General features: G+C 66.2%; 20 protein-coding genes. 11 read left to right on the top strand and 9 right to left on the bottom strand.

Annotation, left to right across the window (positions count from 1 at the left end):
• Position 1 precedes the first annotated feature (1 nt).
• The 5 genes from tenA to K2Y56_RS24455 form a co-directional block, all read right to left on the bottom strand.
• On the bottom strand, positions 2–667 hold the full coding sequence (gene tenA, locus K2Y56_RS24475; protein WP_292514159.1) for a thiaminase II: 666 nt from the start codon (positions 665–667) through the stop codon (positions 2–4).
• Entirely contained in the window at positions 664–1,551 is an 888-nt protein-coding gene (locus K2Y56_RS24470) for an aldose 1-epimerase family protein (protein ID WP_292514156.1), read from the bottom strand. Before K2Y56_RS24470 ends, tenA begins: the two co-directional genes overlap by 4 nt.
• A complete protein-coding gene (gene asnB, locus K2Y56_RS24465; RefSeq protein WP_292514152.1) occupies positions 1,548–3,506 on the bottom strand; it encodes an asparagine synthase (glutamine-hydrolyzing) in 1,959 nt (652 codons plus the stop codon). The genes K2Y56_RS24470 and asnB overlap by 4 nt, the downstream gene beginning before the upstream one ends.
• Before the next feature lie 63 nt (positions 3,507–3,569).
• Positions 3,570–3,872 carry a hypothetical protein gene (locus K2Y56_RS24460; protein ID WP_292514150.1) on the bottom strand — a complete coding sequence of 101 codons (303 nt, stop codon included), beginning with the start codon at positions 3,870–3,872 and terminating at the stop codon, positions 3,570–3,572.
• Between the two features lie 57 nt (positions 3,873–3,929).
• Positions 3,930–5,147 (bottom strand): FAD-dependent monooxygenase, encoded by a 1,218-nt coding sequence (locus K2Y56_RS24455; protein ID WP_292514147.1) that lies wholly within the window; start codon positions 5,145–5,147, stop codon positions 3,930–3,932.
• 609 nt (positions 5,148–5,756) lie between these two features.
• Here K2Y56_RS24455 and K2Y56_RS24450 point away from each other — a divergent pair.
• The gene (locus K2Y56_RS24450) at positions 5,757–7,418 is read left to right on the top strand and encodes a porin (protein WP_292514144.1); all 1,662 of its coding nucleotides are present in this window, start codon (positions 5,757–5,759) and stop codon (positions 7,416–7,418) included.
• 138 nt (positions 7,419–7,556) lie between these two features.
• Here K2Y56_RS24450 and K2Y56_RS24445 read toward each other — a convergent pair whose 3' ends face one another.
• The gene (locus tag K2Y56_RS24445) at positions 7,557–8,492 is read right to left on the bottom strand and encodes a hypothetical protein (protein WP_292514141.1); all 936 of its coding nucleotides are present in this window, start codon (positions 8,490–8,492) and stop codon (positions 7,557–7,559) included.
• Positions 8,493–8,575: 83 nt separating this feature from the next.
• On the opposite strand from K2Y56_RS24445, the gene K2Y56_RS24440 reads away from it, so the two are divergent.
• The 4 genes from K2Y56_RS24440 (at position 8,576) to K2Y56_RS24425 (ending at position 13,467) form a co-directional block, all read left to right on the top strand.
• Positions 8,576–9,127, top strand: a complete 552-nt coding sequence (locus K2Y56_RS24440; protein ID WP_292514139.1) for a 2'-5' RNA ligase family protein — start codon at positions 8,576–8,578, stop codon at positions 9,125–9,127.
• Positions 9,124–9,912, top strand: a complete 789-nt coding sequence (locus K2Y56_RS24435) for a phosphatase PAP2 family protein (RefSeq protein ID WP_292514136.1) — start codon at positions 9,124–9,126, stop codon at positions 9,910–9,912. The genes K2Y56_RS24440 and K2Y56_RS24435 overlap by 4 nt, the downstream gene beginning before the upstream one ends.
• Before the next feature lie 559 nt (positions 9,913–10,471).
• Positions 10,472–11,773 carry a Gfo/Idh/MocA family oxidoreductase gene (locus K2Y56_RS24430; protein ID WP_292514133.1) on the top strand — a complete coding sequence of 434 codons (1,302 nt, stop codon included), beginning with the start codon at positions 10,472–10,474 and terminating at the stop codon, positions 11,771–11,773.
• Positions 11,774–11,946: 173 nt separating this feature from the next.
• Complete coding sequence (locus K2Y56_RS24425; RefSeq protein ID WP_292514130.1) at positions 11,947–13,467, top strand: carbohydrate porin; 1,521 nt, start codon at positions 11,947–11,949, stop codon at positions 13,465–13,467.
• A gap of 6 nt (positions 13,468–13,473) precedes the next feature.
• Here K2Y56_RS24425 and K2Y56_RS24420 read toward each other — a convergent pair whose 3' ends face one another.
• The 3 genes from K2Y56_RS24420 to K2Y56_RS24410 all read right to left on the bottom strand — a co-directional run bounded on the left by K2Y56_RS24420 (position 13,474) and on the right by K2Y56_RS24410 (position 15,487).
• Positions 13,474–13,716, bottom strand: a complete 243-nt coding sequence (locus K2Y56_RS24420; RefSeq protein ID WP_292514127.1) for a hypothetical protein — start codon at positions 13,714–13,716, stop codon at positions 13,474–13,476.
• Positions 13,713–13,955 carry a methyl-accepting chemotaxis protein gene (locus tag K2Y56_RS24415; protein WP_292514125.1) on the bottom strand — a complete coding sequence of 81 codons (243 nt, stop codon included), beginning with the start codon at positions 13,953–13,955 and terminating at the stop codon, positions 13,713–13,715. The genes K2Y56_RS24420 and K2Y56_RS24415 overlap by 4 nt, the downstream gene beginning before the upstream one ends.
• 131 nt (positions 13,956–14,086) lie before the next feature.
• Positions 14,087–15,487 (bottom strand): TAXI family TRAP transporter solute-binding subunit, encoded by a 1,401-nt coding sequence (locus K2Y56_RS24410; protein ID WP_292514178.1) that lies wholly within the window; start codon positions 15,485–15,487, stop codon positions 14,087–14,089.
• A gap of 87 nt (positions 15,488–15,574) precedes the next feature.
• Here K2Y56_RS24410 and K2Y56_RS24405 point away from each other — a divergent pair, with 87 nt between their 5' ends.
• The 6 genes from K2Y56_RS24405 (at position 15,575) to K2Y56_RS24380 (ending at position 21,882) form a co-directional block, all read left to right on the top strand.
• Positions 15,575–16,165, top strand: coding sequence for a RecX family transcriptional regulator (locus tag K2Y56_RS24405; RefSeq protein WP_292514122.1), 591 nt, complete (start codon positions 15,575–15,577; stop codon positions 16,163–16,165).
• A 79-nt stretch (positions 16,166–16,244) separates the two neighbouring features.
• Complete coding sequence (locus K2Y56_RS24400; RefSeq protein ID WP_292514119.1) at positions 16,245–17,456, top strand: putative DNA modification/repair radical SAM protein; 1,212 nt, start codon at positions 16,245–16,247, stop codon at positions 17,454–17,456.
• A gap of 2 nt (positions 17,457–17,458) precedes the next feature.
• Entirely contained in the window at positions 17,459–18,919 is a 1,461-nt protein-coding gene (locus K2Y56_RS24395; RefSeq protein ID WP_292514116.1) for a UdgX family uracil-DNA binding protein, read from the top strand.
• A 104-nt stretch (positions 18,920–19,023) separates the two neighbouring features.
• A complete protein-coding gene (locus tag K2Y56_RS24390; protein ID WP_292514113.1) occupies positions 19,024–20,169 on the top strand; it encodes a YihY/virulence factor BrkB family protein in 1,146 nt (381 codons plus the stop codon).
• Between the two features lie 93 nt (positions 20,170–20,262).
• Positions 20,263–20,811, top strand: coding sequence for a thioesterase family protein (locus tag K2Y56_RS24385; protein WP_292514110.1), 549 nt, complete (start codon positions 20,263–20,265; stop codon positions 20,809–20,811).
• 81 nt (positions 20,812–20,892) lie between these two features.
• Positions 20,893–21,882, top strand: coding sequence for an MBL fold metallo-hydrolase (locus K2Y56_RS24380; RefSeq protein WP_292514106.1), 990 nt, complete (start codon positions 20,893–20,895; stop codon positions 21,880–21,882).
• The last annotated feature ends 89 nt before the right edge of the window (positions 21,883–21,971 follow it).

Genomic DNA, 21,971 nt, shown 5'->3' with positions numbered 1-21,971 from the left:
GTCAAACCGGCCAGGTCGCACCGCGATAGGCGCCGTCCCAGAACATCCATTCGAGCTGCGTGGCTCGGGCGAAGGCCTCGTGCATCCGCGCGAGCAGCGACGACGAGGCATCCTCCGCAGCCTCGTCCGTCGCAGCGATCATGTCTGCCACCGCCGCCGCGAAGTCTTCGCCGGCATAGGTGTCGATCCACGTCCGGTAAGGGTTCTCCAACGCGGCGTGGCGGTGAATGTCCGTCCCAATCTCGGCATAGATCCAGAAACATGGCAGCAGAGCCGCGAGGACGACCTCGTAGGGTTCGGCGTAGGCCGTCGCGATCAGCGAAGCGACGTAGTGGTCGCACGCCGGAGAAAGCCGCGTCGCCGCGAAGGTCTCGGGGGTGATTCCGAACTCGCGGAAGAAGCCGCCATGGAGTGCGCGCTCGACCACGATGGCGGTCTCGGCAGCGCGGGCGAACTGAACGATACGGTCCGGGTTCGGTGCCTTTGCCGCCGCGAGCGATAGCGCCCGCCCGAACCCCATGAGGTAATGCGCGTCCTGCACGATGTAGTGCCGGAACCGCTCGCGGCTCAAGGTCCCGGCTGCGAGCTCGACATTGAAAGGCATGGTGCGGATGGCGTCGTAGAGATTGGCGTTCCGGGACCAGGCATCGGCCGAGAAGGTCGTCATGCCTGCCCCCCCTCTAGGCTCAGTGTGACGCCGTGCCGGACCTCGTCTCCGGCGGCGAGCAGGCGTTGCGAGTCCCGCTCTGCGAGAGTGCCGTCGAAACCCGCCCAATCGGCATGACCCGTCCAGCATTCGAGAGAGAGGAACGGCGCCGTCGGCTTGGTCCAGACCGCCAGATGGGGGAAATCCGTCGCCTCGATCCGGATCGCCGAACCATCCGGTCCGACGAACCGCATCCAGCGGCTCTTCGCATTCAGGAAGACCAGGGCCTCGGTGAAGATGTCGGGATCGAGGGGCAGCGTGTCGCCTTCGAGAGGAAGCGGCTGCTCGGTGCGCAGGAGCAGGCCGCCCTCGCCGACCTGAGGGGCGGCGGGCCGCTCGGGATGCTCGAAGACGACATGGTAGCCGCCGCCTGCCGATCGCTTCCCACCGGCGAACGGCCAGGGAAATGCCGGGTGGAAGCCGAGCGCGTAAGGCAATGGCACATCGCCGGGATTGGTCACCGCGACCGAGAGGAAAAGGCGCCCCGGCTCGACCCTGGCGGTAACATCAAGGCCGAAAGCGAAGGGATAGTGAACTCGGCTCGTGGCATCGTCCACGAGACGCAGGGTCGCCGCATTGCGATCTTGGGCCACGATGGCGAATGGCCTGTCGCGGGCGAAGCCGTGCTGAGCCATCGGGTAGTTCTCGCCGCCGACCCGGATGCACCCGCCGGAGGAAGCGCCGACCACTGGGAAGAGCCAGGGAGCGTGGCGGTTCCAGTGTGCGGGATCCCCGCTCCAGAGGTATTCGCGGCCGCCGACGACCCATGACACGGGCTCGGCACCTCGAAGAGCCAGAGTCGCGGCGGTGCCATCGGACGCGGTGATGGTGACAATGTCGCTCAAGCCGATGCTCCCTGTCGCTCGTCGACCGTACTGTGGCGCCGGGCGTTGCCTTGCGCCAGCCGCCAGGCTTCGAAGGTGAGGATCGGCCAGAGTCCGACCGCGTGGTTGCGCCGGCCCGACAGATGCTCACCGAGCATGGTCTGCACCATCGCCCGGTCGAGAAAGCCGCCACCGGCATCCCGCGCCAGAAGCAGATCGCCAGCATAGTCCCTCAGCGGACCGCGCAGCCATGCCGCCAACGGCGGAGCGAAACCCTGTTTGCGCCGCTCGAAGAGGGCCGGCGGAACGTACCGGGCGAGGACTTGGCGCAGGAGCCACTTGCTCTTGCCGTCCCGCATCAGGACATCGCCGGGCAAGCTCCAGGCGAAGGCGACGACGCCGCGGTCGAGGAGCGGCACGCGGGCCTCGAGCCCGACCGCCATGCTCGCCCTGTCGACCTTGGCGAGCACGTCGTCCGGCAGATAGGTCAGGCTGTCGAGCCGGCGCATCTGGTCGAGGAGCGGTCCACCGTCGGCATCGTCGAGCGCGCTCGCGAGGCCGGGCACGCCGCGGGCGAGCGCCTGCGATGCTGGATTGAGGGTCAGGAGGCGGCGGTAGAGATCGAAGCCGTTGCCGGAGAGTTGGGCCGCGGCCTTCCGCAGGCGGTCCGCGGCCTCCGGGCCGCCCCAGGGTTCCGGCAGGGTCCGCGCGAGCAATGCGGTCGGCCGGTCCGGCAGCCCGAGGATCGCCCGAGCGGCAAGGCGGCGCAGGGGCGCGGGAATCGGCTCGACTCGCGCGGCGAAACGCAAGGCCAAGGCGTAGCGGTCGTAGCCGCCGAACAACTCGTCCCCGCCATCGCCGGACAGGGCGACCGTGATGCCCGCCCGGCGTGTCGCGGCGCAGAGGAGATGCGTGGGCAATCCCGACGGATCGGCGAGCGGCTCGTCGTAGATCGCCGGCAGGTGGGAGACGAGGGCGAGGGCGTCGGCCTCGCGCACCGGGATGGTGGTGTGGTCGGTGCCGAGATGCCGAGCGACGCGCTCGGCAGGGCCGCTCTCGTCGAAGCGCGGGTCGTCGACGAATCCTGCGGCGAAGGTCCGGGGCGTCCCGCTGCCCGCCCTCGTCATCAGGGCGACCACCGTTGAGGAATCGATGCCACCGGACAGGAAGGCGCCGAGCGGCACGTCGCTCATCATCTGCCGGCGCACGGCGGACGCGAGGAGCAGGTCGAGCCGCTCGATCGCCTCGGCCGTGGAGCCTCTGAACGGGTCGGCCAGGCCGGCGGAGATCGTGTCCTCGAGACGCCAATAGGAGCCAACCTGCGGAGCCTCGCCCGGCCGCCACGACAGCATCGTACCGGGTTGGAGCTTTCCGATGCCGGCATAGATCGAGCCCGGAGCCGGGACGTAGCCGTGGCACAGGAGGCTCGACACGGCAGCCGGATCGATCGGCGCATCGAAACCGTGTCGGGCTGTCAGGGCTGCCAGCGTTGAGCCGAACGAGAGACAGGTTTCGTCGCAGGCGAAGAACAAGGGTTTGACGCCCATCCGGTCGCGGGCGAGCCAGAGACGGCGGTCGCGGCGGTCATAAGCCGCGAAGGCGAAGATTCCCTCGACTTTGGCGAGCGCCGCCTCGACGCCGCGCCGCGCTATCAACTCGACGAGGATCTCGGTGTCCGAGGTCCCGGCGAACGTGTGGCCGTCCGCGGCGAGGCCGGGCCGTGCATCGGCGGCGTCGTAGAGTTCGCCGTTGTAGCTCAGAGCCCAGCGGCCATCCCGCGACAGCATCGGCTGGGCGCCAGCGGGGCTGACGTCGACGATCGCGAGGCGGCGATGCCCCAGGGCGACGCAGCCCTCGCTCCATACGCCGCCGGCATCCGGGCCTCTGACGAGGAGGGCCTCGGCCATGGTGCCGGCTTCGCGACGAAGGCGGTCGGGTGGCAGGCGGGGATCGACGAGGCCGGCGATGCCGCACATGGGCGTGGGGAATCCCGTCCGTTGAGAGAGGCCCTGCGCCCGTCGCGGGCCTCGCCGGTGGCTTTAGTCGACGGTCTTCAACTGATCCAGGGCGACCTCGCCGTTCTGGCTGCGGAACCGCGGGCCGCCGTCATTCGACTGGGAGACGCCGTTGATCTGGTGATCGCCGCTGTCATAGGTCCTGCGCTTGCCGCCCTCCTCGATCACCAGCCGATGCTTCTCAGGGAAGAAGGCATAGCGGAGGTCGTTCTGGCCGCCGCTGCTCGATGGCTGGCCGAGTTCCTGCGGCCACCAGGCGTCGGCAGCTTTCATCGGCTTCATGGGTTCCATGGGCTTCAAGGGCTCCATCGGTTTCATCGGTTCCATGTCGTCTCTCCATCCTGCGGCTGGGACGGAGACGCCTGAACCGCGGCATGGTTGCGTTCAGGGCCGTGCGGGTTTGCCGGTCATCGGCGCCGCATCGATGCTTCCTGCGATCGCGACGCCGGCCCGGCGGATCAGGGCGGCACCTTTCCGGACCATGGCGTTCCGCACGCGCCGCGCTGCCCAGACGGGGCCGGGATCGATCGCCATGGAACGAGAGAACTCGCTCTGCCGAATCGCGGCGGCGTCGGTGCTCGTCTTCACCGGGTCGTCGTAGAATGCATCGATCTTGGCGGCCGGCATGCCCGGCGTCGCAAGCCAAGCCGGGATGTGAATGTTGCAGAGGCGCTCGACGTCGGTCAGCACACGTTTCACGCCGACGCCGGGGGCCGGGCAGGTCGTGCAATAGGCGTCGCCGACGAGGACGACGCCATCACGCCGATGTCCCTGCGAGCGCGTGAGGTCGATCGGACGGACCTGGACGCGCCCGGCGAACCCGAAGCCATCGCAGATCCGGTTAAGGCCAGGCATCAGGGTCGCGAGGGCCTGAGCGGGGTCCTGCCGGACACTTCTCGTCCAGGGATCGTTCGCCTCGCGGTAGACGAACAAATTCGCCCGCATGGTCTCGCGGATCGGAAACAGCGTCAGGTAGGCGACCCGGTCGTAGCCGGAGCCGTAATAGGCAAGCGATTCGAAAGCGTAGGAGGCGGCGGGCCGATCGAGATCGAACCCGAGCGAGAGGGAATGGGCTTTGCGCGTCTCGATCCTCTCGATGCCGACCTTGCGCCGGATGGTGTCGCCCAGTCCGGTCGCCACCACGATGAGCCGCGAGACGATGCGGCGACCGTCGGCGAGAACGACCGATTGCAGGCCCGGCCCCGAGTCGATCTCGGCTACACGGCCGACGACCATGTCGACGGAGACGGGCAGCGCCGCCCGCAATTCGTTGATCACGTCCGAATAGGCGTAGCCGTATTCGCGTCCGCGATGGCGTGCGACGAGATCGCCGAAACGGTAAATGTCGATGCTGTCGATCGGCGTAGTCGCACCGGTGGCAATGTCGCCGAGGCCGAGACGATTGAACAAGGCGATATGTGGGTCGCCGAACTTCTCGGCCCGGAACTCCGGCGGGAAGACGGAGTGCGAATCGATCAGGGTGACCGAGCGCCCAGCCCGAGCCAGGACCGTCGCCGCAGCCGTCCCGGCCAGCCCCGCGCCGACGACGACGATCTCGCAATCGATCACACGCGTCCCATCGCTATGCCCAGTCACATTCATTGGTGCCGCCTCGTCCGACATTCGCGAGGCATTCGCTCCGTTTCGGCACGGATGCGGCCTTGCGAGATAGATACCGGCAAGAACGGAGCCGAACCGCCACCGCGCTCAGCCTGTATGCTCGCCCGGTTACGATCGATTTCCGGCTCAATCACTGAGGACTGAATCACCATCACGATCGATTTTGAGAGATGGGCCTCTCAGTTCAATTTTTCTCACACAGCCAGGGATTGGGATTTGCGCCGTTTCTTCCGCGTGAGAACGACAAAATACACGATACCAGTTGTACCGAGCCCCCAAGCCACCCGCTCGGATCTGAATTCCAGATACAGGCCGGTGGCGAAAAACGCTTGCGGACCCGGCCGTTAGCCGCCTCAAGTTCGTTGCAGCTTGGCAACATACATCGAGAAGTTCCCGCAGCGCCGCGAATCCGTGTTGCCGGAACCGGGGGGGCTCGTCCAAGGTGAGGCGGCACGGGGGCAAACCCGGTGACGACCCATATCCTCCAATGCGGGGACATGGGCCGAAAGTTAAGACGAGCGGAGCGGTCTCGACCTGGGGGTTGGTGCCGAGATCTGCAAATCCTTTGGTCTCGAAACTCTGGAGATAACAATGAGGCTCTTAAAGAGCTCGCTCCTCGGGTCTGTCGCGGGCGTTTTCGCGGTAGCTGGAGCGCAGTCTGCCGATCTGCCGGTCAAGAAGGCCGCGCCGATCGAGTACGTGCGTGTCTGCTCGGCCTACGGCGCCGGCTTCTTCTACATCCCCGGCACCGATACATGCCTTCGCGTCTCGGGCCGCGCCCGCTTCGAAGTGGGTTATGGCGAAAGCAAGAGCCGCACTGGCGGTGGTAACGGCGACCTCGTCGGCTACCGTGGCCTCGCCCGCATCAACCTCGATGCCCGCACCCAGACCGGCTACGGCACCCTGCGCGCCTTCGCCCGCCTCGAATTCGCCTCCCGCACCGGTGCTACCCAGGGCATTCGCTCGGGCACCCAGGAGCGCATCGGCAACGCCTTCGGCGCCACTGGCCAGGATCAGGCCGGCCGCGTCCAGCAGTTCGTGAACACCGACAAGGCGTTCATCCAGTTCGCCGGGTTCACCGCCGGTCGCGCCTCCTCGTTCTTCGACTTCTACGCCCACGACTTCGAGATTCAGGCCTCGACCGCTGGTTCGGACCTCCAGTCCACCAACCTGCTCGCCTACACCACCAAGCTCGGCTCCAGCGGCTTCTCGGCGACCCTCTCGCTCGAAGACCCCTTCTTCCGCCGCAACACGATCTTCTCGCAGGAATTTGCTGGCCCGGCCCAGGGTCTTAACAACGCAGCACCCCAGCGCGTCTTCGTCGGTTCGATCCTCGGCGTTCCGCAGTTCCAGACAGTCGACGTTCGTCAGACCAGCCGCCTTCCCGACTTCGTCGGTGTGCTCCGCTACGACGCCGCTTGGGGCTCCGCTCAGCTCTCGGCCGCCGTCAAGGAGCTTAACACGCAGAACTTCATCGCCGGCACGTCCGTCGGTGCAGGCGGGTTCGCCACGAACACCGTCGCTGGTGCCGCCACACCTGGCTTCCCGATTCTGGGAGTTGGTCCGTCTGCTCGTCCGGCCACCGAATACGGCTGGGCTGTCCAGGGTGGCGTGAAGATCAACCTGCCCTTCATCGCTCCCGGCGACACCCTCTACCTTCAGGGAGCCTATGGCGAAGGCGCTTCGCTCTACACCGGCATCACCTCGTATAACGGCACCTACTCCTCGCGCGTCAGCACCATCAACGGCGCCGCCTTCGACCCCTACATGTCGGATGCGACCCTCAACCCGCTCACCGGCCGCATCGAAACGTCGAAGAGCTTCAGCGTCGTCGGTTCGTTCCTGCACTACTGGTCGCCCGAGTGGCGCTCGGCGGTGTTCGCCAGCTACTCGGAGATCGAGTTCGCTCGCGGCGCACGTGAGCGCAACGCCCTCGCCTATTCGGGCGCGGGTGTGGCAACCGCCAACAACTTCACCGGCATCGTCGGCACGCGTTCGTTCGCGCTCGCTCCGACCCTTCGCGACAACTACCAGATCGTCGCCGGCGCGAGCCTGATCTGGTCGCCCGTGAAGGATCTCGATATCGGCGTCGAGGGCCTCTACACCAAGGTCGGCGTGCAGAGCGGTCGGGTCATCGACCAGACCCGCGCTGCTCCGCTCTCCGCGGCTCAGATCAACGCTGGCGCCGCCGTGCGGACCGTCACCGCCGACGACACCTACCAGGTGCGTATGCGCGTCCAGCGCGACTTCTAAGCTCGACGGATCGCCGCCGCGGCAACGGCCGCGGCGGACCAGCGAGTTAGAGATTTCGAGATCAGACGACTTGGCCCGGCTGCGAAGCCGGGTCTTTTCGCGTTTCCGATGGACGTGGATGCCAGGCCGGAAGCGAGCCTAGATCGGCGGGACGGCCTCGGGATCAGCTGAAACGTCGGCGTCGCGTTGGCCCGTCACGTCGTAGGCGTCCCCGGGAACGCGGACCATGAACCGCTCGGCGATCTCCGTGACCAACAGGTCGGGACGTACTGCCTCGATATGGGTCCAGTCGAGGCTTGACGACCACACGAAATGCACGCTTCGGAAGCTCTCGGCGAGAAGGCCCGTGAGCATGATCTGCGCGAAGTGCGAGTACGAATCCCCGAACAGCATGAGCGTGCGCGGATCGACGCCGGGGGCGTCATTGCGAAAGACGACATGCGCGCCGGTATGGAGCTGGGACTCCCGGCCCGCCGCCTCATGCGATTCCACGAGTCTATTGGCATAGGTCCGGACGGCGTCTCGCGGGATATCGCAGAGGCTGGCGCGTTCCGGGGGACGGTCCGGCAGCTTCTCTCCGAGGTCGCGCACCCGCTCGTGCTCGAACCGCCGCCTTTCTGGAAGGTCCGGCGGGACGACGGCGCCGCAAGCGCGCATCAGAAGGCGATAGGCGAGGAAACAGCCATCGAAGCTCCAGTGGCTGTCAGTCCTGAAGAAGAGCGGCGGCCCGTCCTCGCGGGCAGCCCGCATCGGACCCAGGAGATCGAGGAAAGCCGGGCTGCCGGAGAGCCGGCGGGCGAGTCGTCTCGCCGGCGACTTCGTCGGGTCGTAATGCAGCCCGTCGGTGCGGTCGTCGTAGACCGAAAGCTTTTCTGGCACGACGACGTGGACGTAGCGGATGCCGAGGCTGCGGGCGCGGGCGGCGCGCGCCTCGATTAGTTCCGCCCATCTGCGCAGTCGCCACCATGAGCCGAACGTCCACCGGTATTGCCGGATGACATCGTTGGTCCCGCCGACGAGGAAGAGCCACCCTGCTCTGCCGACGTGAACGATCTCCCGGGAGCGGCGTTTCATGCCCGCTCCTTACCCACCGCGCGAGCGCCTGAACAGGGTAACCCTGGCGGTGACGCCGAGCCCGCCACATTTGTCCGGTTACCATGAACCCGCCGCAGAACGATCCCCTGATCCTGACCTTGACCTTCGAGGCCGAGGCGGCCGAGCGTTTCGACGGAATGCGGCGGACGTATTTTCCCGCTGCCCTCAACCGGATTCCGGCCCACGTCACCCTCTTCCACCACTTGGCCGGAAACGAGGAGGACGAGGTGAGGGAGGCCATCGCGCGCGAAACCCGCGCCCAGGCTCCGGTCGAGGTCGCGGTGACGGGCCTGCGCTTCACCGGCCGAGGCGTCGCCTACGTGCTGGCTTCGGACGCACTTTCGGCTCTGCGCGCCCGGCTAGCGCAGGCATTCGCACCGATGCTCACGGCGCAGGACCGTCAGGGCTGGCGCCCCCACGTGACGATCCAGAACAAGGTCGCACCCGAGGTCGCGCGCGCGCTGCACGGTGAGTTGGTCGCCACCTTCGTGCCCTTCTCCTTTATCGCACCTGGCCTCACACTCTGGCGTTATCTCAGTGGGCCCTGGGCACACCGGGCCGACTTCGCCTTCTCAGGAGAACCATTCCCGATGATACGCCGGTGCGCCCCATGAGCCGAGTTCCGAAGGTGGTCCGGACGGACCTGCAGGACGTCGCCGTGCTGGGCCGTGCCACAGCGCTCTGGGTTCGTTTCCGCCTCAACGAGATTGGGCCGATCGTCTCTCTGATGATGGTGAGCCTGCTCGGCTACGGGTTCTTCGCCCTTGCCCACGAGGTCGGCGAAGGCTCGACGGCGTCCCTCGATCGCAAGGTGTTGCTGTCACTGCGCGATCCCCAGGATCTATCCGATCCGATCGGGCCGAGATGGCTCGAAGAGATGATGCGCGACATCACCGGGCTGGGCAGCGTCTTCACCGTCGTCTTCGTCACCGTCTCGGTGATCGTGTATCTGGCGATGACGCGGCGCCGGCGCATCGCGGCGTTCGTGCTGGGAGCGATCGGCGGCGGCGTCATCGTCTCGACCATCCTCAAGATGTTCTACGAGCGCCCTCGCCCGGACCTCGTTCCCCACGGCATGGAGGTCTTCACGGCGAGCTTCCCGAGCGGCCACGCGATGATGTCGGCCATTGCCTACCTCACCCTCGCGGGCCTCCTCGCCCGCGTCGAGCCGCAGCGCTCCATCAAGGTGCTGATCCTGGTGCTTGGCGTGACGATGACCCTGCTCGTCGGTGTCAGCCGGGTCTATCTTGGGGTGCATTGGCCGAGCGACGTCGTCGCCGGCTGGTGCGTCGGCGCGGCCTGGGCCGCTTTGTGCTGGTTCGTCGCGCTGCAACTACAGCGGAAGGGCGAGGTCGAGACTCCGGGGGATGCACCTCCGCTTCCACCGGATCGCAATTAGGCTTAACCAAAGTTTACGTAATTCAGCCCCGTCGCGATCCGCTTCGGTTGCGTTACTCCTGCTACGCAGCCGAGAAGGACGGGTAAGACAGGTCCGATGCCACACCATCTGGTTGAGCGACGCGACGCGCCCAGGTAACGCAGCTATCTCGGCGCGACCCTGAAGGTCGATCGCAACGCGTCTACGACGCCGTGCATCCTGCGCCATTTCAAACGCAAGGGTGGAAGGCTCGCTCTCAGCGCCTCCGTACCGCTTCCCGATCGCTTCGCCCTCACGATCCCCCACCGCGGCGAGACGCGGGACACACGGCTTGTTTGGCGCCGCGGCGATGAGGTAGGGGTCGCCTTTGAAGGTCCGGATCGAGCCACAAACGTGGTCTCGATCGAAGCGGCGCGCGAACTACGGCTCGTCCGAACGGAGAACCAGACTTTGAAGGCCCGGATCTCGATTCTCGAATCGTTGGACTGAGGTCGGTCCGGGAATCCCATGTCCCGATACCGGAACACCCGTCTCGCGATCGAGTTGGCGCCACTCCTTTGCGAAACAAGCGGCTGGAAGCATGGCGGACGATCTCAGCGTGTCTCGGCGCGGACTCTTATGGGCGGGATCGGCAACCATGACCGGTGCAGCCCTGGGGCTCGGCACGATGGCGCAGGCGGCGGGCCCGTCGGTGCCGGCCGATACCGGCGCGGTCCAGGGCGGGCGTGTGGTGTTTCCCAACTGGCGCGGTGCCGCCGACCCGACCCCGCCGCCCTCGCCCGCACCGATGCCGCCGGCCGAACGGGTCGGCTTCGCCATCGTGGGCCTCGGGCGACTCAGCCTCGATGAACTGATGCCCGCCTTCGCGCAGACGAAGAAGGCGAGAGTGGTGGCTCTCGTCTCGGGTTCGCCGGAGAAGGCGCGGCTCGTTGCAGCCCAGTACGGGATCGCGCCGGATACGATCTACGGCTACGACGAATGGGACCGCATCGCGCGCAACGAGGCGGTTCGTGCCGTCTACGTGGTGACGCCCAACGGCCGGCATCGCGACCACGTCCTGGCGGCGGCCGCCGCCGGCAAGCACGTCCTCTGCGAGAAGCCGATGGCGAATTCCTCCGCGGAGGCCCGCGAGATGATCGCGGCGTGCAACGCCGCGAAGGTCAAGCTGATGATCGCCTATCGCATCCAGTACGAGCCGCACAACCGTGAGGTGACGCGGCTTGTCCGATCCGGCGAGTTCGGGAAACCCCGGCTGATCCAGGCCTTCAATGGGCAGACCACGGGGCTTCCCGAGCAATGGCGCCTCAAGAAGCCCCTCGCCGGCGGCGGCGCGCTCCCCGATATCGGGATCTACTGCCTCAACACCATCCGGGCGCTCCTCGGCGAGGAACCCGCTTCGATCAGCGCTGAGATCCATTCGACGCCCGGCGATCCCAAATTCTCCGAGGTGGAGGAGAGCGTGGCCTTCACGTTGCGCTTTCCGTCGGGCGTCCTGGCGCAATGCGGAAGCAGCTATGGTGTGCACGAATCCCGGCGTCTCCAGGTCCATACCGAGCGCGGCGACATCGACCTGTACAACGCCTTCGCCTATCGCGACCAGCGCCTCGTCGTGTCCCATGCCGACGGCAAAGTCGAGGCCCGCGACGAGCGCGTCCTCGGGCATAAGAACCAGTTCGCCCTGGAGATCGACCACATGGCCGAGTGCATCCTGAGCGATCGCCGGCCTCGCACCCCGGGGGAGGAAGGCCTGCAGGATCACGTCCTGATGGAGGCGATCTACGAGGCGGCGCGCAGTGGGAAACCGGTGGCGGTAGGTCCCCCGGCGGGAGCAGGGACTGGCCTCGACGTCACACGCGGACCAGAAGCGGAGCAGGCTGGATGAAACGTCTCGCTTCAAACGTGAGTCCAGATTAGCGTCCCAGCCTCGCTCGGCCCCGCGGACATCTGCTCGGCCGGCGTGTGGTGCTGCGGACCAATCTGTCAGATCGTGATGCGTAACCTTAGCGTCATGGGACGACGATAGCACCTGCGGCGAGGGTCGGAGCCTGCCGTGTAATGCAAGGACTGAGTGGTTCCTGCGGTCTGTCGCTTTCAGCCGCCGCGATCCTGGCGGCCCTGTCCACTGCAGCCCCCGCTCAGGCACCGGACGATGCTGCCGCGCGTGCGGCCCGCATCGCCGCAGAAGGCATCCGTATCGGATCGCCGCTCGGCGCCGGCGACGACCCTCAGACCGCGGTCGCTCAGCCCGAGGCGTCCGCCAAGCCATCGGCCAACCTCAACACCTCGATAGAGGGACGCCTCGGCCCCTACGGCGATCCCTACGGTTTGCGCTCGTTCCTGAAGTCGAAGGGCATCGAGTACAGCCTGACCTATATCGGCGAGAGTTTCGGCAACGCCACCGGGGGATCGCGGCGCGGCGCGATCTACGAGGGCCGCCTCGATTTTCAGTTCGACGCCGACCTCGACAAGCTCATGGGCTGGCAGGGGGCGACTTTGCACTCCAACCTGTACCAGATCCACGGCACCGGCCTCTCGCGCTACTACGTCAACAACTTCATCACGGTGAGCGCTATCGAGGCACTGCCCTCGTCCCGGCTCTACGAATTCTGGCTCGATCAGAAATTCTTCGACGGCCAGCTGAGCATCAAGGTCGGCCAGATCGCCTCCGACACCGAATTCGCCGTGAGCCAGACCGGTACTCTGTTCATCAACTCCACCTTCGGCTGGCCCAACATCATGGCCGTGGTGATCCCAAGCGGAGGCCCGATCTATCCGCTCGCGGTCCCGGCCGTGCGCGCGAAATACGTGCCGAACCAGAACTTCTCGCTGCAGGTCGGCGTCTTCGACGGCGACCCGGCCGGTCCTCCCCGTATCGACAACGATCCCGACCCGCAGCGGCGCAACCGCACCGGCACGAACTTTCGCACCAACGATCCGGCCTTGGTGATCGCGGAAGCGGCTTACGCTTACAACATTGCGCAGGGTGACCTCGGCGATCCGGGCACGGTGACGCTGGGCGGATGGCATCATTTCGGCCGCTTCGACAGCCTGCGCTTCGACGATACGGGCGGGCGGCTCGCCGATTCCTCGACGACGGGGATCGCACGCCGCTTCCGAGGCGATAGCGGCCTCTACGGCATCATCGACCAGACCATCTACCGCGAGCCCGACGACCCGAACGACGGCGCCAGCGTCTTCCTGCGCCTGTCCGGCTCGCCGACCGACCGCAATCTCCTGGATTTCTATCTTGACGCCGGCATCGCCTATAAGGGGCTCTTTAAAGGTCGATCGGACGACACCGTCGGCATCGCCTTCGCCCTGTCGCGGATCTCGCGCAGCGCCCGCGGCTTCGATCTCGACTCGATCCTTGCCACGGGCATTCCCGGCCAGCGGCGCAGCAGCGAGGCCGTTCTCGAAGCCACCTATCAGGCGGTGCTCGGACCCGGCATCACGCTTCAGCCGGACTTTCAGTACGTCTTCCGCCCAGGCGGCGGCATAGCCAACCCGCACGATCCGAATGGCGCCCGGATCCGGAACGCCGCCGTATTCGGCCTGCGTGGGATCGTCCGATACTGAACGCCGCTATGATGCCAAGGCCTCCCGATTGCGATTGACGTCCGCGACGCTCTGGGTGGCCAGCTGCATGCTCGCCGAGATCTCCTGCGTCACGGCACTCTGCTCCTCGACCGCCGAGGCGACGCCCGTTACGACCCCACGGATCGGTGCGATGGAGTCGGCGATCGCCCCCAGCGCCGCCACGACGTTGCCGGACACGTTCTGCCTCGCCTCGATCACATCGGCGATGCGACCCGTGGCCGTTGTCACCTGATTGGACAGGTTCTTGACCTCTCCTGCCACGAGACGGCGAAGCCGCGTGGGGCGTCGTCGCCCGCCCGCGCCGCCTCGATCGTGGCGTCGAGGGCCAGGAGATTGTTCTGCACACCGACGCCGTGGATGAGTTGCACGACGCTGCTCATGGACTTGGCCGCAGTCTTCAGTTCCAGGGTCGACTGGTCCGCAGCCAGCGACTGGGAATGGACCTCGTCCACGTCGCCGCAGGACAATACCAGCCGATCTCCAAAATTCGATGAAGAAAGACCAAAAATTGTCAGAGATCATACTTGGAGAAAAGGAGCCACTCGCTTCGCAGAAAGTAAGACGAGGGCTGTCTTACATGTTCGGTCAAGACGGCAGCCTACTCGGCCGCGGTCCGATGCAGGGTGAGGAGAGGCGTCTTCCGGATTCGCCCTGCCTCGTTGCCATCCTCGCCGCCGAGGATCCGGCGGGCGTCGGCGATCGCCGCATGGACGGCGTCGATCGCGAGAATGAGGGCGCTCACGGTGCGGTTGTCGATGCTTCGCTCGCGCGCCTGGCGGACCACGTCGGCGACAAGGTCGTCGGTCTCGGCGACCAGCCCGTCGAGGTCCGATCTAGCGGTCGCAGCACGCACTTCCTTGAGTATGTCGAGGAGACGGTCGAGGACGATGTCGACGCGCTCGCGCCGCTTGCGGGCGAGGCGCTGTCCGAGCCAGGCGATCCCCGACCCGATCGTGCCGCCGAAGAAGGCGAAAAGGTAGATGTAATCCTCGTAGCGCTCGAACAGCGTCTGCTGCTCGCGCTCGAAATAATCGACGGCACCGGGGTGGTTCGGTAGCCGGGCGCTGGTGGCCGCCACGGTGCTCTCGAAGTCCGGCGCCTTCATCTGGTTGGCGAGGGGCGCGGTGGTCGCCAGCCTCGATCGCCACTCGAACAGATGCTGCGTCACCGAGGCCACCGAGACGCGACTGAGGCTGCCGCGAGCCATCAGGCGGTATGACGCCCCGACGGTCTTCACGTCCTCCTCTGGTCGCTTCGGGCGGCCGCCGAATGTGCCGGCGGGAATTGTCGTGGATTGCAGTTCCGGCATTCGCTGGACGATGGCATCGCCATCCGGCACGGCGACGAAGCTCACCTTTTTCTCGACCGAGGCCGCCTCGACGGCACGCACGGTCGAGATGGCGGATTTCGAGGCCGGCGCGGCGATGACGGCGACGGCGTCGACCCGGTTCTCACTGACCGCCTTCGTCACCTCCGACGGCTTGAGCGAAACGAGGATGACGCGGCCGGATTCGAGGCTCATCCCCGCTTCGGGCTCGGCACCGGCCGTCAGGTCGTAGAAGCCGAACAGGCTGGTGAGGAACGGAATATCGGCCCCATGGCGTTCGACGATGCCGAGCCGCCGCTTCGACAGGTCGGGGAAGCTTTCGATCCCGTGGGTTTCGGGCGCGACGATCAGGAGTGCTTCGTCGTGCAGGATCGCGAGGGTCAGGCCGTTATCCGGCAGGAGCACGTCCGGACGGACGACGGCAATGTCCGCCTTGCCCGATTGAAGCGCCTTCGCGCTGTCGCGAACGTCGTCGAAATGTTGGACCTTGAGCCTGATGTCCTCACGGCCCCGCGCCAAGGCCTGTGAATAGACGTCGAGAAGGTTCGCCTCGGCCCCGTCGCGGGGCCCCACCGCCGCGACCAGCGTCGTCGGGCGCGAGAGATAGATGACCGCCGCCGCGACCACCGCGAGTCCGAAAGCGAGGAGGACGAGGAGCCATTCCCGCCTCAGGAGGATTGACGGCGTGCCCAGTGCTCGGCCCTTCCTTATGAGGTTGCGTGGACGCGATGAACCGCCCGTCCGCATCGCGGTGAACCGATGGCATCTGATGAACTCGAAATCCGGCAAAACGTTGCGCCGCCGGATGTCCCCAAGCCCGTCACATCGGCGTATCTGGAGCGCGCGGCGCTCCATTACCTCGAACGCTACAGTGCCTCAGTCTCCATGCTGCGCCGTACGCTGGCGCGACGGGTGCAAAAACGCTGCCGTCTGCGCGGCGAGGACCCCGCCGCCTTCGCCGACCTCGTGGAGGCGACAGTGACGCGAGCCGTGTCGGCAGGGCTCGTCGACGATTCCCGCTTCACCGAGGCTCGCATCGCAAGCTTGCGCCGGCGTGGCGCGTCCTCGCGCGCCGTATCGGCGAAGCTGTCGGCCAAGGGGATTGCACGGGAGATCGTGGCCGCCGCCCTCGAGCGCGAGCGCGACGCCGCCGAGGAAGGCGACGGCGCGGCGATCGAGGAGGATGCGGCCCGTGCCTATGCTCGCCGGCGGCGCCTCGGCCCCTGGCGCCAACCCCATCTGAGGTCGCAGCAGCGCGACCGCGACCTCGCCGCCATGGCGAGGGCCGGCTTCCCGTACTCGCTGGCGAGCCGCATCGTCGATGCCGAGCCGGCGGCGGACGATGAATAGATGAGGCCTTACCGGAGCGGCAGTGTCGCAGGCGCGCTCTGGTCTTGAACAAAAAGCGAACAAAGCTCATTGTCGCTCGATGGATGAGACCCTCGCCAAGAAGCTTCGCATCCTCGCCGACGCGGCGAAATACGACGCATCCTGTTCTTCGTCGGGCGCCCCGAAGCGCAAGGCCGGGAAGGGCGAGCTCGGCTCGACCACCGGAGCCGGCATCTGCCACGCCTATACCCCTGACGGGCGCTGCATTTCCCTCCTCAAGATCCTGCTGACGAATTATTGCCTGTTCGATTGCGCCTATTGCATCAATCGCCGCTCATCGAACGTGGAAAGAGCGAAGTTCAGCGTCGACGAGGTCGTCACCCTCACGGTGGAGTTCTACAAGCGCAACTACATCGAGGGTCTTTTCCTATCCTCGGGAATTATCAAGTCGCCCGACCACACCATGGAGTTGCTGACGCGGGTCGCGAAGGACCTCAGACGCAAGCACGGCTTTCGCGGCTACATCCACCTCAAGTCGATCCCGGAGGCGAGCCCATGGCTGATCGAGGAGGCGGGGCTCTATGCCGACCGGCTTTCGATCAACCTCGAACTTCCGACAGAAGCCAGCCTTGAGCGGCTGGCCCCCGAGAAGGACGGCGCCGCGATCCAGGGGGCGATGGAACAGATCGGCGAGCGCATTATCGAGGCCAAGGCCGAAAAGCGCCGGTTCTCGCCGGCGGGGCAATCGACGCAGGTCATCGTCGGCGCCGACGCGACCACAGACGAGTCGCTGATCCGCAAGAGCGCGCACCTTTACGGTGCCTACGGCCTGAAGCGGGTCTACTACTCGGCCTTCAGCCCGATTCCCGAAGGATCGTCGATTCTGCCCCTGAAGTCGCCGCCCCTGCAGCGAGAGCATCGGCTCTACCAGGGCGATTGGCTGCTCCGGTACTACGCGTTCACGCCCGACGACGTCGCCGAAGCTGCCGAGGATGGCATGCTGCCCCTCGACATCGACCCCAAACTCGCCTGGGCATTGAAGAACCGCGGGCGCTTTCCTGTCGACGTCAACACCGGTTCGCGGGAGATGCTGCTCAGGGTTCCGGGGCTCGGTGCCCGGGCTGTCGACAAGATCATCAAGGCGCGACGACACACACGGCTTCGTCTCGAGGATGTCGCGAGGCTGACATCGAGCCTGAAGCGCGCCCGGCCATTTCTCACCGCCGCTGATTACAGCCCGGCCGGACTCACCGATCGCCTCGACCTGCGCGGCCGATTGGCCGAGCCGGCGCGTCAGATGAGCTTGTTTTGAGGATGCGCGGCGACGCCGCAGCCTTCCCTCGCCCCTTCCCGGGGAAGGGGTTGGCGCTGCGCTCAGTCGCCCTTCGCTCCGGCGCCGATCTCGACGGTTTCCGCACTGCCGTCCGCCGTCTCGTCGCGGAGGTCGTGCCGCCGGATTGCGTATCCTGGCAGGAGAGCGGTGTGCTCGGCCTGTTCGGAAACGAGGGGAGTGGCAGCGAAGCCCCGCCCCTCGCCCTCCCCCGCGGCGTCGGCGATCTCGTCAGGATGGTGGTGCCGCACAGCGATCCCGAGCGCTACGCCCTGCTCTACGCTTTGATCTGGCGCATCCTGCACGGCGAGAGGAGACTTCTGGAGATCTCGAGCGATCCCCTCGTCCATCGTCTCGAACGCATGCGCAAGGCGATCGCCCGCGACCTGCACAAGATGCACGCGTTCCTGCGTTTCCGGCGACGCGAGAGTGAGGACAGTTTCGTCGCCTGGTTCGAGCCCGACCACCACATCCTCGAGGCGGCCGCTCCCTTCTTCGTCGACCGGTTCCGCTCGCTCAACTGGTCGATCCTGACGCCGGAAGGCTCAGCTCATTGGGATGGGACCGCCCTCACCTACGGCCCGCCAGGCCGACGGGAGGACGTGCCGCCGAGCGACGGTTTCGAGGCCGGCTGGCGCGATTACTACGAGAGCACCTTCAATCCGGCGCGCACAAACCTGCGCGCCATGCGTTCCGAGATGCCGAAGAAGTACTGGCACAACCTGCCCGAGACCGCTGCCATTCCGGGTCTCGTGCGAGCTGCCGCCGCCCGCACGAATGCGATGATTGAGAGGGAGCCGCAGATGCCCGTCAAGCGCAACCCGGCCCGCGCCGTCGCCGCCATGTCCGGACAGGAGCCGAAAAGCCTCGACGACCTCAATGCCATCATCCGCCGCTCGGAACCGCTGGTGCCGGGCGCGACGCAGGCCGTGCTCGGCGAAGGCCCGGCACACGCGTCCCTTGCCTTCGTCGGCGAGCAGCCCGGCGACCAGGAGGACCGGCAGGGCCGCCCCTTCGTCGGGCCGGCCGGGCAGCTCCTCGCTCGCGCCATGGAAGAGGCCGGTCTCGACCGTGGCGCGAGCTACCTCACCAATGCGGTCAAGCATTTTAAATTCGAGGCGCGCGGCAAGCGCCGGATTCACCAGAAGCCGACGGCCGGCGAGGTGAGCCATTACCGCTGGTGGCTGGAGCGCGAGCTCGATTTCGTTGCCCCGAAGCTCGTCGTCGCCCTCGGCGCCACAGCCGTGCTGGCGCTGACCGGCAAGGCCATGCCGATCACCCGTGCCCGGGGGCCGGCCGAGTTCGGCAAGCCCTATGCGGGCTTCATCACCGTCCACCCCTCCTATCTGCTGCGCCTGCCAGACGAGGCGAAGGACGAAGCTTTCGCCGCCTTCGTGGCGGATCTGCGCCGGGTTCGGGAGCTTTCAGCGTCCCTAACCCCTTGAGCCCACCGGTCGAAGATCTTGCAATATGAAACAATTCTCGTTGCCTCTCGTTTGAATTCAGGATCTCGACCGGGCAGGTGGTCGGGTGAATTGTGGACGGCGTGATGGCGAATTCGGATAAGACTCAGACAGCCCCGACCGGGGCCGGCCCATCGACGGTGTGGACGATCGCCCTGGCGACGGCCCTCCTCGGCATCGTTGCCCTGCCGCGTCGCTCCGCTCCGCCTCGGGAAACCCCGCCCAATGGGCCGGCTCGCGAGCCTTCGCCCTCGCATTCCGGAGCGGATGCCAAGCGGGTCGCGGATGCGGAACTCGAGAGGGGCCGCAAGGCGCAAACCCCCTCCGAGATCCCTGCCAAGGGCTGGAAGGATATCGGCCTTCGCGTGTTCAAGGACATGTCGGAGAATCGCCTCGTCTCGGTCGCTGCCGGCGTCACCTTCTACGTACTGCTCGCGATTTTTCCCGCCATCGCGGCCCTCGTCTCCTGCTACGGCCTCGTCGCCGACGCCTCGACCATCAACCAGCAGATCGCGAGCCTCCAAGGCGTCATTCCCTCGGGGGCCCTCGACATCATCGGCGAGCAGGTCAAGCGCATCAACGAGAAGGGCGACACCACCCTGGGCCTGACCTTCTTCACCGGATTGCTGCTCTCGATCTGGAGTGCCAATGGCGGGATGAAGGCGGTCTTCGACGCCCTCAATGTCGTCTACGAGGAGAAGGAGAAACGCAGCTTCATTTGGTTGAACCTGCGCTCCCTCGCATTCACGGCCGGGGCACTGCTGTTCATCGTCCTGGCGCTCGCCGCCATCGTGGTGCTGCCGGCGGTCTTCACCTTCGTCGGCTTGAGCGAAAAGGCTTGGTACATCGCACTCCTGCGCTGGCCTGTCCTGCTCCTGGCGGTCCTCGGAGGCCTCGCACTGCTCTACCGCTACGGCCCGAGCCGCGACGCACCGCGCTGGCGCTGGGTGACCTGGGGCAGCGCCGTCGCCGCCGTCTTCTGGCTCGTCGCCTCCCTCGGATTCTCCTGGTACGTCTCGAATTTCGGCAAGTACAACGAGACCTACGGATCGCTCGGGGCTGTCGTTGGCTTCATGACCTGGATCTGGCTCTCGACCACGATCGTGCTGCTAGGCGCAGAGATCAACGCCGAGATGGAGCACCAGACCGAGGCTGACACCACGGTCGGGCACCCGCAACCCCTTGGAACCCGCTCGGCCCGCATGGCCGACACGGTGGGTGCCGCCTCCTGAGGATCTCGCCGGACGGTTGCCAAGTCGGGCCGCGCTCACGCATGAGGCGATAGCCTCCTCGGGCGTACGGTTATCCTCGGCGGATGTGATCCTATGAACCTCTGGCTGCGCCTCCTGTGGCTGGTCGCGACGGCGTGGCGTCGTCCACGGCTGGAGCTTCCGTTCGCAACATCGACCCTGACCTTCCGGGTCTGGCCGCACGACGTCGACACGTCGCTGCACATGAACAACGGCCGCTACTGGACCCTGATGGATCTTGGCCGAACGGACCTCATGATCCGTTCCGGCCTTTGGCGGCCGGTGATCAAGGAGCGCTGGACACCGGTGGTGACTGCCGCCCAGATCCGCTTTCGCCGTGAAGTGAAGCCGTTCCAGGCCTTTCGCCTCGAAACGAGGCTTTTGTCCTGGGATGAGACCCGCTTCGTCATCGAGCACCGTGTGCTGCTCGGGCATACGGACAGGATCGCGGCGATCGCGCTCGTTCAGGCAGGGCTCTACGACCGGAGAGGACGGAGTTTCGTACCCGTCCAGACGCTTATGCAGGCCGTCGACGTGGAAGCCGCATCCCCGCCCATGACGCCGGAGATCGAGGCTTTCCTCGGTGCAGAGAATGCCCTTCGCCGAGCGACGGCATCCACGTGATGTTGTGCGAGGTAACCGCTGGGATTACCGACAGACCGCGCTACCTGCATCTTCGTCAGCGAGGCCTGTAGGAGCAGCACGATGGATGTGTCACGACGGACCGCCCTAGCCGGAATGGCAGCCGCAACGGCGTTTGCCAGCGATAGCTCACAGCCTCTCCTGGCGCAGGATGCTTCCGCTCTACGGCAAGCGCCGGGCTATTACCGCTATCGGGTTGGCGATGCCCTCGTCACGGCGGTCACGGACGGGGCCAACTCCTTCCCGCTCCCGGAACGCTTCGTCGCGAACGCATCGCGCGAGGATGTCGCCTCCGCCCTGGTCGCCGATTTTCGCGATGGCGCGACTCTCACCGTACCGTTCACTCCGATCGTGATCGAGACCGCAGGACGGCGCATCGTCGTCGATACCGGCAACGGCGAGGCCGCGTTCCAGGCGAGCAAGGGCGCCGTCGGGCAGTTCCAAACCAACCTGCAGGCCGCTGGCTTCGACCGGGCAGCCATCGACATGGTCATCATCTCGCATTTCCACGGCGATCACGTGAACGGCCTTCTGACCGCCGACGGCCAACCGGCCTTCCCCAAGGCCGAGATCTTCGTCCCGGATGCCGAGTGGACCTACTGGATGGATGATGGCGCCATGAGCCGGGCGCCGGCGGGACGTCTGCAGGACGTCTTCCGCAATACTCGTCGCGTGTTCGATGCGCTCGGCCGCAAGGTCACCCGCTACGCCTGGGATCGGGAGGTCGCGCCGGGCCTGACCGCCATCGGCACGCCGGGCCATACCCCCGGACATACGTCCCTCCTGCTCGATTCGAGCGGCAGCAACCTGTTCGTACAATCCGACGTCACCAACATTCCGGTGCTCTTCGCACGGAAGCCGAGCTGGCACGTGATGTACGACCAGGACCCTGCTGCTGCAGAGGCTACACGGCGCAAGGTGTACGATCGGGTCTCGTCAGAGCGTTTGCTTCTCCAGGGTTTTCACTATCCGTTCCCAGCCGTTGGCCATGTCGAGAAAGTAGCCGATGGCTATCGTGAGGTCCTTGCGCCCTGGAATCCCGTATTGCGGTGAGCTTCCACGTAGGACAGCGAAAAGCCCACCTGGTTTTGACCGGGCGGGCTTTTGTATGTTGGTTGCGGGGACAGGATTTGAACCTGTGA

Source organism: Methylobacterium sp., from assembly GCF_019745455.1.
In the GTDB taxonomy this organism is placed as follows: Bacteria; Pseudomonadota; Alphaproteobacteria; order Rhizobiales; family Beijerinckiaceae; genus Methylobacterium.
Note: the sequence above shows the minus strand (reverse complement) of the source record. Positions and strands in the feature narration are given on the sequence as shown.

What these genes read in the sequence shown, in the direction of transcription:
- K2Y56_RS24435 (WP_292514136.1), top strand. Translation starts at nt 9,124, where the DNA reads ATGAGCCGAGTTCCGAAGGTGGTCCGGACGGACCTGCAGGACGTCGCC.
- K2Y56_RS24380 (WP_292514106.1), top strand. Translation starts at nt 20,893, where the DNA reads ATGGATGTGTCACGACGGACCGCCCTAGCCGGAATGGCAGCCGCAACG.
- tenA (WP_292514159.1), bottom strand. Translation starts at nt 667, where the DNA reads ATGACGACCTTCTCGGCCGATGCCTGGTCCCGGAACGCCAATCTCTAC.
- K2Y56_RS24405 (WP_292514122.1), top strand. Translation starts at nt 15,575, where the DNA reads ATGGCATCTGATGAACTCGAAATCCGGCAAAACGTTGCGCCGCCGGAT.
- K2Y56_RS24455 (WP_292514147.1), bottom strand. Translation starts at nt 5,147, where the DNA reads ATGAATGTGACTGGGCATAGCGATGGGACGCGTGTGATCGATTGCGAG.
- K2Y56_RS24395 (WP_292514116.1), top strand. Translation starts at nt 17,459, where the DNA reads ATGCGCGGCGACGCCGCAGCCTTCCCTCGCCCCTTCCCGGGGAAGGGG.
- K2Y56_RS24450 (WP_292514144.1), top strand. Translation starts at nt 5,757, where the DNA reads ATGAGGCTCTTAAAGAGCTCGCTCCTCGGGTCTGTCGCGGGCGTTTTC.
- K2Y56_RS24390 (WP_292514113.1), top strand. Translation starts at nt 19,024, where the DNA reads ATGGCGAATTCGGATAAGACTCAGACAGCCCCGACCGGGGCCGGCCCA.
- K2Y56_RS24385 (WP_292514110.1), top strand. Translation starts at nt 20,263, where the DNA reads ATGAACCTCTGGCTGCGCCTCCTGTGGCTGGTCGCGACGGCGTGGCGT.
- K2Y56_RS24440 (WP_292514139.1), top strand. Translation starts at nt 8,576, where the DNA reads ATGAACCCGCCGCAGAACGATCCCCTGATCCTGACCTTGACCTTCGAG.
- K2Y56_RS24400 (WP_292514119.1), top strand. Translation starts at nt 16,245, where the DNA reads ATGGATGAGACCCTCGCCAAGAAGCTTCGCATCCTCGCCGACGCGGCG.
- K2Y56_RS24460 (WP_292514150.1), bottom strand. Translation starts at nt 3,872, where the DNA reads ATGGAACCGATGAAACCGATGGAGCCCTTGAAGCCCATGGAACCCATG.
- K2Y56_RS24425 (WP_292514130.1), top strand. Translation starts at nt 11,947, where the DNA reads ATGCAAGGACTGAGTGGTTCCTGCGGTCTGTCGCTTTCAGCCGCCGCG.
- K2Y56_RS24445 (WP_292514141.1), bottom strand. Translation starts at nt 8,492, where the DNA reads ATGAAACGCCGCTCCCGGGAGATCGTTCACGTCGGCAGAGCAGGGTGG.
- K2Y56_RS24430 (WP_292514133.1), top strand. Translation starts at nt 10,472, where the DNA reads ATGGCGGACGATCTCAGCGTGTCTCGGCGCGGACTCTTATGGGCGGGA.
- asnB (WP_292514152.1), bottom strand. Translation starts at nt 3,506, where the DNA reads ATGTGCGGCATCGCCGGCCTCGTCGATCCCCGCCTGCCACCCGACCGC.